The organism is Paenibacillus sediminis (genome assembly GCF_017873765.1).
In the GTDB taxonomy this organism is placed as follows: Bacteria; Bacillota; Bacilli; order Paenibacillales; family Paenibacillaceae; genus Paenibacillus_AG; species Paenibacillus_AG sediminis.
Map to the genome: position 1 here is coordinate 1 of NZ_JAGGKP010000004.1, position 15,555 is coordinate 15,555.

The 15,555-nt window shown below is 42.7% G+C and carries 16 protein-coding genes and 1 rRNA gene; 2 read left to right on the plus strand and 15 right to left on the minus strand.

Annotated elements, in window-relative coordinates:
* Both J2Z20_RS09805 and J2Z20_RS09810 read right to left on the minus strand, forming a co-directional pair.
* Positions 1-191: ribosomal RNA gene (locus J2Z20_RS09805) — 16S ribosomal RNA — on the minus strand; the annotation flags it as partial.
* A 378-nt stretch (positions 192-569) separates the two neighbouring features.
* A complete protein-coding gene (locus J2Z20_RS09810; protein ID WP_209848937.1) occupies positions 570-1,448 on the minus strand; it encodes a nucleotidyltransferase-like protein in 879 nt (292 codons plus the stop codon).
* A 121-nt stretch (positions 1,449-1,569) separates the two neighbouring features.
* Between J2Z20_RS09810 and J2Z20_RS09815 the strand changes: the two genes are divergently transcribed.
* Positions 1,570-1,959, plus strand: a complete 390-nt coding sequence (locus J2Z20_RS09815) for a YgzB family protein (RefSeq protein ID WP_209848940.1) — start codon at positions 1,570-1,572, stop codon at positions 1,957-1,959.
* Between the two features lie 47 nt (positions 1,960-2,006).
* On the opposite strand, the gene J2Z20_RS09820 is transcribed toward J2Z20_RS09815, so the two are convergent.
* The 12 genes from J2Z20_RS09820 to uptA form a co-directional block, all read right to left on the minus strand.
* Positions 2,007-3,617: a glycosyl hydrolase family 18 protein gene (locus J2Z20_RS09820; RefSeq protein ID WP_209848943.1), complete on the minus strand. Its 1,611-nt coding sequence runs from the start codon at positions 3,615-3,617 to the stop codon at positions 2,007-2,009.
* Positions 3,618-3,828: 211 nt separating this feature from the next.
* Entirely contained in the window at positions 3,829-4,254 is a 426-nt protein-coding gene (gene perR, locus J2Z20_RS09825) for a peroxide-responsive transcriptional repressor PerR (RefSeq protein ID WP_209848946.1), read from the minus strand.
* A 136-nt stretch (positions 4,255-4,390) separates the two neighbouring features.
* A complete protein-coding gene (locus J2Z20_RS09830; protein WP_209848949.1) occupies positions 4,391-6,103 on the minus strand; it encodes a DUF4097 family beta strand repeat-containing protein in 1,713 nt (570 codons plus the stop codon).
* Between the two features lie 21 nt (positions 6,104-6,124).
* On the minus strand, positions 6,125-6,835 hold the full coding sequence (locus tag J2Z20_RS09835; protein WP_209848952.1) for an MgtC/SapB family protein: 711 nt from the start codon (positions 6,833-6,835) through the stop codon (positions 6,125-6,127).
* Positions 6,836-6,837: 2 nt separating this feature from the next.
* Positions 6,838-7,311: a GNAT family N-acetyltransferase gene (locus J2Z20_RS09840; protein WP_209848956.1), complete on the minus strand. Its 474-nt coding sequence runs from the start codon at positions 7,309-7,311 to the stop codon at positions 6,838-6,840.
* Positions 7,312-7,388: 77 nt separating this feature from the next.
* Entirely contained in the window at positions 7,389-8,828 is a 1,440-nt protein-coding gene (gene gatB / locus J2Z20_RS09845) for an Asp-tRNA(Asn)/Glu-tRNA(Gln) amidotransferase subunit GatB (protein WP_209848958.1), read from the minus strand.
* Between the two features lie 50 nt (positions 8,829-8,878).
* Complete coding sequence (gene gatA, locus J2Z20_RS09850) at positions 8,879-10,336, minus strand: Asp-tRNA(Asn)/Glu-tRNA(Gln) amidotransferase subunit GatA (protein ID WP_209848960.1); 1,458 nt, start codon at positions 10,334-10,336, stop codon at positions 8,879-8,881.
* Positions 10,337-10,363: 27 nt separating this feature from the next.
* The gene (gene gatC / locus J2Z20_RS09855) at positions 10,364-10,651 is read right to left on the minus strand and encodes an Asp-tRNA(Asn)/Glu-tRNA(Gln) amidotransferase subunit GatC (protein ID WP_209848962.1); all 288 of its coding nucleotides are present in this window, start codon (positions 10,649-10,651) and stop codon (positions 10,364-10,366) included.
* 145 nt (positions 10,652-10,796) lie between these two features.
* On the minus strand, positions 10,797-11,180 hold the full coding sequence (locus tag J2Z20_RS09860; protein WP_209848964.1) for an ATPase: 384 nt from the start codon (positions 11,178-11,180) through the stop codon (positions 10,797-10,799).
* 129 nt (positions 11,181-11,309) lie between these two features.
* Entirely contained in the window at positions 11,310-11,495 is a 186-nt protein-coding gene (locus tag J2Z20_RS09865; RefSeq protein WP_209848966.1) for a hypothetical protein, read from the minus strand.
* 158 nt (positions 11,496-11,653) lie between these two features.
* Positions 11,654-12,292, minus strand: a complete 639-nt coding sequence (locus J2Z20_RS09870; protein ID WP_209848968.1) for an MBL fold metallo-hydrolase — start codon at positions 12,290-12,292, stop codon at positions 11,654-11,656.
* Positions 12,293-12,907, minus strand: a complete 615-nt coding sequence (uptA, locus tag J2Z20_RS09875; RefSeq protein ID WP_209848971.1) for an undecaprenyl phosphate transporter UptA — start codon at positions 12,905-12,907, stop codon at positions 12,293-12,295.
* Between the two features lie 176 nt (positions 12,908-13,083).
* Between uptA and J2Z20_RS09880 the strand changes: the two genes are divergently transcribed.
* The gene (locus J2Z20_RS09880; protein ID WP_209848973.1) at positions 13,084-13,395 is read left to right on the plus strand and encodes a dehydrogenase; all 312 of its coding nucleotides are present in this window, start codon (positions 13,084-13,086) and stop codon (positions 13,393-13,395) included.
* A 13-nt stretch (positions 13,396-13,408) separates the two neighbouring features.
* On the opposite strand, the gene J2Z20_RS09885 is transcribed toward J2Z20_RS09880, so the two are convergent.
* Positions 13,409-15,478: an O-antigen ligase family protein gene (locus J2Z20_RS09885; protein ID WP_209848975.1), complete on the minus strand. Its 2,070-nt coding sequence runs from the start codon at positions 15,476-15,478 to the stop codon at positions 13,409-13,411.
* Between the last annotated feature and the right edge of the window lie 77 nt (positions 15,479-15,555).

Below are 15,555 nucleotides of genomic sequence, written 5' to 3' on the forward strand. Positions count from 1 at the left end.
GGTCTTGTCTATCTGGTATTAGCTCACGTTTCCGTGGGTTATCCCAGTCTTACAGGCAGGTTGCCTACGTGTTACTCACCCGTCCGCCGCTAAGCTTCAGAGGTGCAAGCACCTCATCAGCTCCGCTCGACTTGCATGTATTAGGCACGCCGCCAGCGTTCGTCCTGAGCCAGGATCAAACTCTCCATTAAATTAGAAGAGCGATTAGCTCATTTTGAATCAAACTGACGAGAACATTTCGTTCTCTATTTTTTGAATTTCACCGAAGTGAAATTCACTCACTCGTTGTTCAGTTTTCAAAGATCAAACTCACTTTTTTGTCTCATCCGCTTTTCAGCGGCGACTTTTATAATATATCATATCGTCCATCTCTTCGTCAAGAACTTTTTTTTAAAAAATTCTTTTTTCAAGTTCTTTCTAAAGCCTCAAAACGATTGGTCCCTTTAAAGGGGCGAGATTTAATTTATCACAGACTTCGTATGCTCGTCAACCTTATTTTTATATTATGAATAAAGAAATAAGAGAATAACCTAAACATCAATTATTCTCTCTAATGATTTTGCAATATCTCATAGAGCCCAGTAACGAATTTCGCGTACCAGTTCTGTCTCCCTTTGCATCGTTCTAACTTCTTCGTTAACTAACGATCTATAGACAAGCTTTCGAAGCAACATGGGTAATTCAGCACTTACATGTTGGAGCTCAGGAAGTTCTGCCAGTTCTTGAACCGCCCACGGCTTACTGCGGCTGCGCAGAATTGTTAGAAGAATAGAAGAGCACTCTTCCATCTTAGACATCACTGAAAATTCGCAAGCAATAATCGCGAGCTGTACACGCTTCTCTAATGTCTCATTGCCGCCTGCCAGTTCCTCATACAGCTTATATACTGCTACATTTAAATTACGCAACTGATTCCATACCGTAGTTTCCGGATGTACATTTTGTTTAATCAGTTCAATTCTGGCCCAGTGATGAAGCGCCTCGAGCACACTATGATAGGCGTCTAAAATATGTCCATCCTGAATATAGCGCTTTGCCTCAACATACATGCGCATAAACTTAGCAAATTCCGAAAACATCTTCTGCTCACGTAAGGAATGATCAAATTGGAATAGCTTTTCTTTCATTTGTCTAATGACTCCCCGTTCATCCCAGATAATAGTGCCTTGAAGAAGGTACTCTACGATATCGCGGTTTTCCCCTGAAACGATCCAATGTTTGAAATAGTTCAGACTGACATATAAAACTTGATAGCGAAGTTCTTTATCGATTAGATGCTCAACTTCACGTTTGAGATGCTCACATTCACATACAACGAGAATTAGTATATCGAAATCTTGCAGAAGCGAGCTATGAAAGTTAACATCATGACGGCGATAAGAAACAGCTCCAATAGCATCACTTCCAAGAGAACGATCACCAATAAATGATAGATTCGTTAATTCCACGTTTCCCTCCATACAATCCTTGGCGATTATCCACCTTTTCAGTTATAATATAGTTCTACATATATATTTTAGTTCCTTCTTCTTTAAAAGTTGCTATATTTCTAAGAATGGAGTAATTATGATGCTTCTAAAATCGAGCAAAATTAATGAATTTCGTCTATGGGGCTTGCTCCTGACGGTGCTTGGAATGGGACTAATGATCCTTGGTACAGCAGGTATTGTTTTCTTTGGACAATCTGGTAAAGTATTTGCCGCAATTGGGTTGGTCATTGGACTGATCTCCATGCTCGGCAGTCTAGGGGTATATTTCTGGGCTGGAATGCTCTCTACAAGCGCAGTTCAAGTAGAATGTCCAGAATGTCATAAACTAACGAAAATGTTAGGAAAGACAGACCGCTGCATGTTCTGCAAAACCGTACTAACACTGGACCCGAATAAAGCGAATATTACTGCAGAAGAAGTAGAAGCTGGTCAAATGGTTAATCACCATGCCGGCCATGTTCATCATTAACAAATAAATGAAGACCTTATCCTAAGCGGACTAAGGTCTTTTTTATATCATTCCGAAATTTGTTTAAGTATATCCCACGATTCTTCAGATGCAAAGCTCCGATTCCAGGTCGCAATTCCTGCCAGACCAAGTGATTTAGCAAGCTTAACACGCGCCTCTAAAGATACTTTATCTTCAATCCAAATCTTTTTGTCCACACCATCCTCTTGATACTCGGCAACATTTTGTCCTGTATCCTCAGAGAAAATAGTCTTTAATTTTAACTTTTGGATCGTTTCTTGAACAGTCTCCATTCCTACAGCTTTGGAGCTAACTTCGGTCTTCCCGTCCTTAATTGTCTCAGACCATATTCGAGTGTACAGCGGAATGCCTAGTATAAGCTTGTCTGCAGGGACACCGTCTTCATTCAAAATCCTAGTAACGGCTTTTTCTGCCCAAGGTAAGGATGAGACTGATCCAGCTTTTGGACTCGAAGCCCAATGTTCATCATAAGCCATGACAATCATATAATCTATGAGTTCTCCTAAATCTTGACGGTCTAAAAATAGTGACCACAACTCACTGCTCGATTTGGGTGTAACGTCAATAGAAATGACTAGACCTTGCTCATGAGCAAGCGGTCTAAGCTCTCTAACCAATTGGGTCACATTGTCTCCATCTTTGGAATATACATTTTCAAAATCGATATTGATTCCGTCTAAATCATAGATTTTGGCGTAATGCAGCATTTGAGTAATGATTGTTTGACGTGTTTCAAAAGTAGATAACGCCGAGCTCGTCAGGTCTGGATTAAAGCCGTTATTTAGAAGGGCCCACACTTCCATATGACGATTATGCGCCCATTCAACATAAGAGATGTCTGCTTGACTGCGCACATTACCATTTCCATCTACAATCCTAAACCAAGTCGGACTTACAACATTCACACCTGGTAATGAACCAATGGATTCCGTGCTAGGGTTTTTCTCATATACAGCTTCCCACGTTAAATTAACTTTCTTCCCCTTCCAATCTTTCGGACTGGAAGGGGCCTGTTCCTCTGGTGGGTTCACCTTTTGAGTATCATCCAGCACTACTTCATCCTTATGTACATACCCCGTAAAACCGTTATCCGTCTGAGCATAATACCAATGATCCTGCTCATCCCAAATACGCAGCTTCGAACCTTGAACAACATCTTGTAAAATCGGAGCATGAATCGTTGCATCCGTGCGCATAGCCGCTGTCTTGTTCTTTTTACCGCTCTCTTTAATATGTGACCACTGAATGGTCTCTCCTACTTTCATCAGCAGAATCACCCCTGTATCTTGGTCCTCGTGGACGGAAATACCGTAAATATCTTCTAATGGGCGTATCGGAATATATAAAACTCCACCAACTTCTTCTGGCGCAAAACGAAGCTGATAAGGCTGTTGGTTCAGTGTACCTCTCTTCTGATCCTTCTGAATATGCAGAAGCTTACTTGAAGTCGTTATAATAACAGACTTCGTCGACTCTTCATAGCGAATATGAGGATCGACAATCTCTTCTATTACTGGAAGCGGTAATTTAAGCTGCTCCCCTGTGCCGATCGCCGAGTAGTCCATAAGTTTACCTTGAGAAAAAATAGGCTTGTCGATGCCGCTCCAATCTGGCTTAACATGGTCATCATTAGGCATCAACCTCGTTAATCCTATAAAAGCACAAATACAAATGATAATAACGCCTAACAGACTAAAACATCCGAATTTCGACCCTCGTATTTCTCTCTTTGTGTGCCTCAATCACTGAACCTCCGCTCTCATATTCCAGGTATACTAACGTAAATAAAAAAAGACGCGATGAGTTCGCCTGCACGAACTCCTCACGTCTTTTATTTCTACGTAACCTTTAATGAACCCTGCAATTTTGGCACAATCCGTAAAGTTCCATACGAACACCATTTACTTGAAATCCGGTGCTTTCTTCCGCTTTATTCTCCACTTCTGTTAGGGAAGGATAGTCAAAATCTTCAATTTTGCCGCAACGCTCACAAATCACATGATAATGTTTGGAGACGTTCGCATCGAAACGGCTTGAGCTGTCACCATACGTTAATTCACGAACCATACCCGCTTCAATAAACATTTTCAAATTATTATATACAGTTGCAACACTCATGCTTGGAAACTGAGGTTCCAGAGCACGGTAAATCTCATCAGCTGTAGGATGGGTCATCGATTCCATTAAATAAGATAAAATCGCATGGCGCTGCGGGGTGATACGAACACCATTCATTTTCAGTTGTTCTAACGCATCTTGGACACGCGTTGTCATCCTATCCACCCCCTCAATCGTGATATAGCCAATTAAAAACGGCCTTAACCGACCTTATTCATATATCTGTATTGTACGTTTACTACAAATATTTTGTCAACGAGAGTAAATTATAATACACCTGTATGATCATGGATTAATATTTCCATACATGTAAATCGCTGTTTCCCTCTACTTGAATCAAATAATCGCCGTTGCCGATTTTACCCGACAGTCGCTTGTGCTCGGTAGTAAGCGGTAAATTGGTTGTGATATCTCCATAAGTTGCTGTACCGTCTACCCGGTAACTGCCTGCTTCGGGTAAATATAAATTCATTTCACCCACCGCGCTGTATACCGACCAATCTCCCCCTACGGCATGGGTGCGAATTTCAATCGTTCCATTTAGAGACTCTGCGTCTAATTTCGATTTGGCATCATCCACAAAAATATTTCCGTTCTTGGTATGAACCTGAATATCACCATTGGAACTTACTAATGAAATATTGCCTACTAGTGTTGAGAGTGCGATTTTCCCATTTATATTTGATGCTTCAAAGCTGCCTCTCTTTGTTTCAGCATTCACATCTCCATAGACCCCGTCGAAATATACGTCTCCATTTAATGTTTTAGCCGTCACATCACCGATTACATGATACAATTTAATTTTTCCATTGCCCGTCTCTAGATGTATATTACTTGCAGCTCTAACATGTTCCATAATCATATTGCCGTTGGTTGTTCTAATATCTACATTGAGATTGCTGTACTCAGGGATTGTAATATACAGATTCATACGAGGATGGCGCTTACCCGTCTTACCATAAGTCTGACCATGAGTTGAAATGGTAATGGCTTTATTACTTCCAACCTCCACTGTCGATTGTTCAGCAATACCCAAGGCTTCCCCTCGAGCAATTTCATCTACCCAAATGGTCGTTTGAACGAGTACCTCTTGCACAGCCCCTTTCCTTACTGTGACGCTCCCGTTAACATTGTCAATGACTAGCTTGTCTGCGTTCTTCTCGATTGGTACCGTAATCATAGGTTTGTCTACTCTCGTTCCCGATTCTTCACTAAAATCAGCCGCTGCTGCTGCCAAATTCAAGCTCACCCGGTTCCAAAGATGCATATAAAGCTCTTGCTCCGCAATAACAAACACAGAAGCTGCAATGAACACGGATAATAATATATTCCGTATGTCGAAGTTAAATCGCATCGTTCTCTTCCCACTAGGCTGACGGTAGATCATATGCATAACGATATACTCCATCGCCCCAACAACGAAAATGAACGGCCACCATTTTAAGAGAAGCTGCATATAATCCAGGTCCCGCCACTTATCTACAAGGAGTAACACTCCAATCCCGAACCAAAGAATAGACGAGGTGTAACGGCCAATGCGTACCTTGTTCGTCCGGCTTCTAATAGCTGTTATGACAAGAAAACCAGCGATGGCCATAAAAATAACAGACACAGCATATACACCGGCCTGTTCAACCCACCCATCAAGCCATTTCGGCTTCCGATAAAGCGCTATAAGGATTATTGCCCCAACGACGAGTAAAAGCCCAAACGTTAATGGTTTGAGCTTATTCTTCTTTATATTCCCGCGATTCATTTGATCTGTAGATTGGAGCGCATCATATACATTATAAAAATATAAAACAGGATTTATAACACCGAGAAAAATAAGCAGCGGTACATTGATGTCCATGACCATCGAGGAGAAATAAAGCAGTAAGAACACATCGAGCAACGAGGCATATAGAAAGGCGACTCCTTTCTGAAACAACCCTAAATACAGATGACCAGCGCCAGGCACTAGAGCGGCAAGCAGAACGGCAATAAGTTTTCTTTTACGCGGCATCATCTATATTCCTCCCAGATACTAATCCACCGAAACTTTGCATACACCTTCAACCCGCTTTATTTCAGAAACCAATTTCATTGGATCAAAGCTGTGTGAAAGCGTAACATGAATCGTCAGTTCAGCTTTAGGTGATGTGGGATCAGGATCTCCTGCATAAGAAGCCTGGTCACCTATAATGACTTTCTTAACCCGAATTCCTTCATTTTGCAAATAATTAGAAATGTTATTTATTAAATCAGGCCTACTTGCGGCTAATAATGTAATGACATGATATTTACTAGTCCGAATAAATCGTTGTTCTAAAATATTGAATCCCCAAAGTGTAAGGAGGACAAGTACAGTAGAGACAGAAGCCGCAAAATAAAATCCAGCTCCCACGGCAAGCCCCAGTGCTGCAACAATCCAGACTGAAGCCGCTGTCGTCAAGCCTGTAATGGATTTACCCGTAAACAATATAGTACCCGCTCCTAGGAATCCAATTCCCGTAATAACGGATGCTGCAAGACGCGCTGGGTCAATCCGTACATTTCCTTCATTCACAAATTCGGAGAAGCCGTAAATGGATAATAACATAATGAGAGCTGAACCCAAACAAACTAAAATGTGCGTTCTAAGGCCAGCAGCGTGGTTGGATCGCTCACGTTCCAAACCAATAAGACCGCCAAGCAACATAGCCGTTAATAATCTTAACAATATGTGGACATTGTCAATGAACCATGGATTATACAAGCTTATGCTCCCTCCTTCATAGAATCACGATAAAATGTCGTTAATTCAACTCCTGGCGCTACTTCGTTACGACGAACAGGTATGAAACCATGTTTAGAATATAGATTCACCGCTGGTATATTTCGAGTTCCAGTGCTCACAATGAACCGATCCACACCTGAAAATGTATCAAATACGTATCTCAGCAAACTGCTGGCAATCCCCTTTTGGAAAAAGTCGGGATGCACCATCATTCTTGAAATCGTCAGGGTATTCGGTTCCTCTTGTTCCACGGCAATAGCACCCATTAATTCCCCATCTTCACTTAAACATCCAAAAAATTGCTCTCCGCATTGCTTAATAGAGTCAAATGTATCTAAAAGCGGCGGGATTTGTTTAAAACCAATTAATTCCGCCTCTAGACGATAAGCGATATGCTGCAGACGCCATATTTGATGAACCGTATCATCATCGTTTAATGATAACTGTATAATCACGAGCATCCTCCTCGCTCCGAATATAAAAATGAAAGGGCACGTCAGATCGACATGCCCTTATCCGTTCCTCATGACGATCAGCGCTTTAATGCATCCACGAGCAGTTTATTCACAAGTCCAGGGTTGGCTTTTCCCTTACTTAGCTTCATAACCTGACCGACAAGGAATCCAATTGCTTTGTCCTTACCTGCCTTATAATCTTCTACAGAAGCAGGGTTGGCAGCAATAACTTCGTTCACAATAGCGAGAATAGCACCCTCATCGCTAATTTGTACAAGCCCTTGCTCTTCAACGATTTGCTGAGGAAGCTTACCGCTAGTGATCATTTCTTTGAAGACTGTTTTTGCAATTTTACTGCTGATTGTACCTTTTTCAATCAAACCAATCATTTCGCCAAGGCCTTGACCCGTAATTTGTACATCAGACAATTCAAGCCCATTACTGTTCAAATAACCAAGGAGGTCACCCATAATCCAGTTTGCTACTGATTTTGCATCTTTCGTATACTTCAAGCTTTCTTCGAACAGATCTGCAAGCTGTTTAGAAGAAGTGATCACCTCTGCATCGTAGCTTGGAAGATTAAATTCGGAAGTATAACGCGCTTTACGCGCATCAGGAAGCTCAGGAATGGTCGCGCGTATCCGCTCTTTCCACGCCTCATCAATGTGCAAGGTTACAAGATCCGGGTCCGGAAAATAACGATAGTCATGTGCTTCCTCTTTGCTGCGCATCGAGAACGTCTTGCCTTGAGCTTCATCCCAGCGGCGAGTTTCTTGAACAACTTGACCGCCATCATCCAGGATGTCTGCTTGACGAAGCTGTTCATATTCGAGTCCGCGCTGTACACCGCGGAAGGAGTTCATGTTTTTAAGCTCGGCCTTCGTACCTAACTCCTTCTGACCATATGGACGTAAACTGATGTTGGCGTCACAGCGAAGCGAGCCTTCCTCCATCTTCACGTCAGATACTTCACAGTATTGCATAATGGCCCGCAGTTTCTCCAAATAAGCTCTTGCTTCCTCTGGAGAGGAGATATCAGGTTCGGACACGATCTCCACAAGCGGCGTACCAACACGGTTAAAATCGACAAGCGACGCGTATCCGCCGTCAACGTGCGTCAATTTTCCTGCATCTTCTTCAAGATGAAGGCGGGTAATGCCAATGCGTTTCGTTTTACCATCGACTTCAATATCAATCCAGCCGTTCTCACCAATCGGCTTGTCGTATTGTGAAATTTGATAAGCTTTTGGCGAGTCTGGGTAGAAATAGTTTTTGCGGTCAAATTTGCTGACATCCGCAATCGTACAATTAAGCGCCATCGCTGCTTTCATAGCGTATTCCACGGCTTGACGGTTCAGCACCGGCAGAACGCCAGGATGGCCTAAACAGATCGGACAAGTATGTGTATTCGCAGGTGCTCCAAATTCAGTTGAGCAGCCGCAGAAAATTTTCGATTTCGTATGCAGCTCCACGTGAACTTCCAGCCCGATCACCGTTTCGTATTTAGATGTTGACATGAATTTCCCTCCTAGAACATTGTGCAAGAAAACCCGTTAACTTGCGGTGATTACAGGTTTGGACGCTGCTTATGATGTTCGGTATTTGCTTCAAATGCATGAGCGACACGTAAAATCGTTGATTCGTCAAAAGGTTTGCCTATAATTTGCAGACCTACAGGCAGACCTTCTGCGAAACCGCATGGGACACTAAGTGCAGGCACACCCGCAAGGCTAACCGGGATCGTCAAAATATCGTTCAAATACATCGTCAATGGATTGTCCACTTGTGAACCGATTCGGAAAGCTGTCGTCGGTGCAGTTGGACCTACGATGATGTCATATTTCGCAAACACTTCATCAAAGTCACGTTTGATAAGTGTTCTTACTTTTTGCGCTTTTAAATAGTAGGCATCGTAATATCCCGATGACAAAGCATAGGTTCCAAGCATAATACGGCGCTTCACTTCAGAACCAAACCCTTGGCTGCGCGACTTATGATACAAGTCAAGCAGGTTATCTGGGTTATCCGCGCGTACGCCGTAACGAACTCCGTCGAAGCGCGCCAAGTTAGAAGAAGCTTCAGAAGAAGCAAGCAAGTAATAAGCAGCAACCGCATATTCAGTATGAGGAAGTGATACTTCCTCCCATTCAGCACCTAAGCTTTCGAGCACACGAAGTGAAGCCATTACAGACTCCTTCACTGCTGGGTCTACGCCCTCGCCCATATATTCTTTAGGGACAGCGATTCGCAGGCCGCGAATGTCACCAGTTAAAGCGCTGATATAATCAGGTATTTCTATATTCGCCGAAGTGGAGTCCATCTTGTCATACCCAGCGATTGCTTGCAGAACATATGCGGCATCCTCGACATTTTTCGTAATCGGTCCGATTTGATCAAGTGACGAAGCAAAAGCAACGAGACCAAAACGTGATACGAGACCATACGTTGGTTTTAAACCTACGACTCCGCAATACGAAGCCGGCTGACGAATAGAGCCCCCAGTATCCGAACCAAGCGTGAAGTATGCTTCACCCGCAGCGACTGCAGCGGCCGAACCGCCGCTCGATCCGCCTGGTACATAGTCCAAATTCCAAGGGTTACGAGTTGGGTAGAAGCTAGAGTTCTCCGTAGAACCGCCCATTGCGAACTCATCCATATTAAGCTTTCCAATCGTCACGCTCTCAGCTTGCTTTAATTTGGTGACTACAGTTGCATCATAAATCGGGTTATAATTGGATAAAAACTGGCTGGCACACGTTGTACGAAGGCCTTCTGTTACAATGTTATCCTTAATTCCAGCAGGAAGACCGAACAACAAGCCTTTCGGTTCATTAGACGCAAGCTTATCATCTAATTTCTTCGCTGTGCTGCGAGCTTGCTCCTCATCTAAAGTAAGGTAAGCTTTCACACGATCTTCTCTCTCGTTAATCTTACCGAAAGCCTCATCCACCAAATCGGAAACGGATAACTCCTTGCTGCGGAGTTTGTTATGTATTTCTTGTAAACGCAAATCAAACAGCGTCAATGTCTGTTCCTCCCTTCTAAGCGATCCCTATTCCAATACTGCAGGCACTTTAATTTGGCCGTCCTCTTCATCCGGCGCGTTCAAGAGAACTTTCTCGATCGGCAGACTATCCCGCACCTCATCTTCACGCATCACATTGCTTAGATGCAGAACATGAGTTGTCGGCTCGACATCATCCGTATTTAATTCATTTAGCTTTTCTGCATATTGTAAAATGGCATTAAGCTGCTCAGTAAACATCTGCTCTTCCTCAGCATTTAGATTTAACCTAGCGAGCTTCGCTACATGTTCGACATCTTTTACATGAATCGTCATCTTTTTTCGTTCCTCCAGGTCACATTCATTTAGTTCCTGATAATATTTTTTAATTATATTGTAGAAAGGTGGACAATTCAATCCACAGGAAGGAAATGAACGTTTTAGAATACAAAAGAAGAGAGTCGGCATCTGCCGACTCTCTTTAAATCCAAGCACGAAGATTTACTTGTTTTATAAATTCGTCCTGAGACATAACTTCCGTTGAGTCCGCCTCTTCCTCATCTGTATTCTGCGCCAAACCGTTCATCACATGTCTGAACAGCTCCTCATTATGTGTAGCAAGTGCATAATCAATTAGTGCTTCTCGCTCGATTCTCTCAGCTTCTTGCTTTAACAGACTTTCTTCCAAGTCGATATCAGAAGCTGGTACGAAAAAGTTCCGATTGACCTTCGGTGCACGAATAACATAATCAAACGCATTATCCGGATTACGGTCGTAGGCAATAATATATCCATACTCTCCAACAGGAAGATTCTGCTCAAAGGTGTCATTTACAATGACCACTTTCTCACCTAAACGTAGCATCGTCTACCTCCCTGGCTGTGTTATATATTCATTTATTTATATACTCTACTAAAAAAAGATAGTGATGTCTATGGAAAGGTAAATTTAATATGGAATTAGCTGGAGCAGCTGCATAAAACATAATTTATACTATTTACGATACTCTTCCAATTTATAGAACCAATACTGTTTAATTTCGCCGTTTATTTTGAACACATGATCCCATGTTGACAGCTTGATGTATGGATTCGAGCACACATCATCATGATGAGACACCATCCCTTCTAGTTGTCCTATCGAACTCTCATCTGAATGGTCTGAAAACCGCTCATTCAACTCCGTATCCCCCTCTAATTAGCGAACAAAGAAAAAAAAACGCAAACCGGGAATCATCCTCAGCTTGCGTTCTTCGCAACAATGTTCATTCAATTGAAAATATTTTAACAAAATCTTTAGGGGTCGTCTATAGATTTTATGAAAATTTTGTAAATATATTAGATGTGAACAAACGGATTATGTACCTTTTCATACCCGATCGTCGTTGCTGGGCCATGGCCAGGATATACTTTAACCTCATCTTTGAAGGTGTACAGCTTACTTTGAATCGAATTGTATAAATCCGCTTCCCTTCCTCCAGGCAAATCAGTACGTCCTACACTTAAACGAAACAATACGTCTCCCGAAAATAAATCGTTTCCGCACAAGAAGCTTACGCTGCCCGGAGAGTGTCCTGGGGTATGGAACACCTTGAAAGAATGGCCGACAAATTGTAACGTCTGCCCTTCAGCCAGATCGTACTCCGCAGGGTCCGTCTCAATAGGCTCGATTTGAGGAGCCCAATGGGCTGATCTATTCAGCTTCGCAGAAGTAAGCCAATCTGCTTCTAACGGATGAATATATACAGGGCAGCCCTTTAATTTACGAATTTGATCCACGCCGCCAATATGATCGAAATGAGCATGAGTCAGCAAGATCGCTTCAATTTCTAAGTTCTCTATCCTGCGAATTAACGCTTCAGGATTCATTCCTGGATCGATAATAATTGCTTTATTGTCATCCTCACCTCTAATCAGGTAAGCATTTGTCTGAACGGGACCGAGGCAAAATGTTTCTATTCTCAGCTGAGAAGTCATTTATGCATCCCCTTTCTTTTTCTTCGAAACGAACCATTTTATTAGAAAATAGACGATAAGAAGCGCAAGCGCTACGAGCAAGATAGGTCCAGTATATTTAGATGCATATTCATCCACGTGCTCCCAACGATCGCCAAGCACCTTGCCTAAATACACAAAAAGGATGGACCAAGGTATAATCGCAAGCGTTGTAAGAATAGTAAATCGTCCTACTGGCATTTTAGATATGCCTGCTGGAATGGAAATTGCATGACGAACAACGGGAATAAAACGAGCTGTGAAAATAACACCTGTACCGTATTTACGGAACCATTCCTCGGCATGATCAATATGTTTCTTTTGAATAAGGATATACTTACCGTACTTTTCCAAAAAAGGCCGTCCGCCATATCTGCCAATCCAATAAATAAACAGTTGTGCAATGACGCCTCCTACCACACCAAACAATATCGCTAAGGCAAAATTGATTTTGCCTTGAGCCACAAGGAATCCGCCATATGCAAGCACGATTTCACTTGGAATGACTTCCACCATTAGTCCAAGCATAATCCCGAAATATCCTAAACTTTGAATCCAATCAAACAACTGGCCAATGACATTTGATATAAAATCCACTCCAAACCCTCTTTCTTTCACTTTTTGTTACAGGCTTATCCATAACACTATTCTAACATACGCCGAATGATGACTTCTACTTAACAGCATCCGCATTGAAGCGATTCGATTATAGTACCCCTTCCCTTTGTATCCGCATATGTTATGAAGAAATGAGAGAGGAGTGGCCATTTTCGATGAACAAAATAAACGAAAAGCATCAATCTTCACTTCCGTCTCCCCGTAAAATCCGCCGCGCATGCAGCAAAGAGCTGTATCGCACCGTCAAGCGGCTCAAAGTGTATATTGCTCCTGAACTTTTTAAACAAGGGGAGGAATTATACTTCAAAAAAGTCATCAATAACTTGCTTTGGATCGTAGAGAACCAGAGCAATCGGAAGAAATTAGCGGATTGGTGGCATACGGATGTGAGCTCCGAATTAGCAGAACTGTGGAAAATCGATCGGACAGAGTTATCTCAAGCGTTTCGAGATGCCTTCGGTGGATAAATATGCCTAACGCTCACTTCGTTTGGAAGGACAGCTGGCGTGCGAACCGTTCTAATCTATGCCCTGTGTCGTCAGCTTCCTTCGTCAAATAGAACTCTCGGTCGTTACGAAGGTGAATGGTTTTGGATGTTAGCTGGGTTAAACTTTTATATTGATTGTATTTCTCAATTCCAGCCATGACAGTCGCGTGCGCCCCAGGTCCATCCCCTTCGATATATTGTTTAATACCAATATCTAAAAGCAAAGTTAAAGCTTCCGCTTGCTTATTTGTGTTAAAACGATCGAGCCGAAGCGCAGTATCTACTGCGGAAATAACGAGAGAGTTCTCTCCTGCTTGTGCGTATGCTCTTGCCAATTGCCACCAAAGATCAGGGTGCTCAGGATTAAAGGACAAGCCTTCTTTCAGTAAGGTGACTGCTTCCTTCGGGTTTACATCTTGGGATAGTACAATTCGCGGATTCGCGTCGTACGGATTCCAGCGCAATGACCTTTCTAATAAAGACTGTGATTGCTTCGAGGCAGAAGCTTGCAACGACTTAATGTACCAATGTTCACCCATGTTTAGACGTAACGATTGAACCGTAATGCCTAAGAGAACTACGATTGCCATACCCATCATGACACGCTGCAGCGTGATCCGATCATTCCTCAATGTCCAGTGCCACATCACACCCTCATCAGCACGTTTAATAGGTGAAGAAGGGACACCTAGAACGGTTATCCAAATGAATAGCAGCCACGTCAATCCATAGCTCATGTCAAAATCCACGGCACTATGAGTAATCAAAACTGCGCAGCAACCTGTCATTACACTTCTTGCGCGCAATAAGCGGTAACTCATTAGAAACAGCATAAAGATCATAAGTCCAAGCCCAACAACACCTAAATTCAGCAGCATATCTAAATATCCGCTATGAACTTCGCTGCCCACATAGGGTTGTTCTTGAACCTCACGCATGCTCAAACGCCACGTCTCTCCGCCTTGTCCAAGCCATGGATACCGATTAAACAAAGCAAGTGCATCATGGAAAATTAAAGTCCGTGCTGATATGGTGCTAAAATGCTCGGTTAACCTTGATTTGACATGAAAAAATATACTGCCCCCGCCCAGAATTAACATAATTACAGAAGCTGCGTAAGATAGATAGCGAAAAATGAGCGATCTCCCTGATCCGAGCTTAAGTAGACCGAGTGTCAATAAAATAGACAACACCCATATAAAGCAAAACCACAGCATACCAACGAAGCTCTCCGGAGCAAGCTCCACTGAACTTAGCTGCAAATAGATCATGACTGCTCCAAATACAGAGGTGGAGCATATTATAAGAAACGATTTTCGCTCATCCTTATTTAACAGCACTGCGCCGACCAATAAACCAATCAAAGTGGAAAGCCACGCGCCGCGCGATTCCGTTAGAAGGAGAAGTACGATATAAGGAAACAGCGGAAGAGCGGAAATGAACATGGTAGAGGAAGGAGTGTGAGACTTATATGTTGATGCAGAAGCGAATAATCGTTCTAACGTGAACACTCCCATAATGACAGCGAAAGTGTTCGGATATTGCAACAATCCGGCAAGTCTCGCCCCATGTGAAGCGATCTCTGCCTGTCCAGTCCTCATAATAGAATGAGGCAAAGATATGATTCCGTAAATCGAAAGGATAGAGCTAACTGCCAAAACCGCGCCCATCATGTGCCAGCCTATTAGAAGCAATTGTCTTCCTTTGCCCAGATAAGAAGTCATGTACGCCATCCATAAAATAAGACCAATCCACGACCAACGGAGCAGTTCGTTTAATGTACCTTGTATCGATAAAGGTGAGACTGCTAAATGAAAACCATAGACGAGAGCGATGAGCCAAGGCAGAAACAGCATTACTCGATCCCACTTATAGGGGCCAGAGAAACCAAGGGTAAGTCGTAAATGACGACGACGTTTGGAGCTTTGAATGATATAGGGGAGAAGCATAACAATAGCTGTACTGCTGCACACAAATAATAGCGAGTACATATCCCGATTGAAAAACAAGCCTGTGAACAGACATACCGCAATAGCTTCTAATAGCAAAACAAATACAGCCATTCAGGGCCCTCCCGTCAAATATAGAAAAAAATGAGGTCAACAGCCAGTGTTGACCTCATTAGATGCATTCATACTAT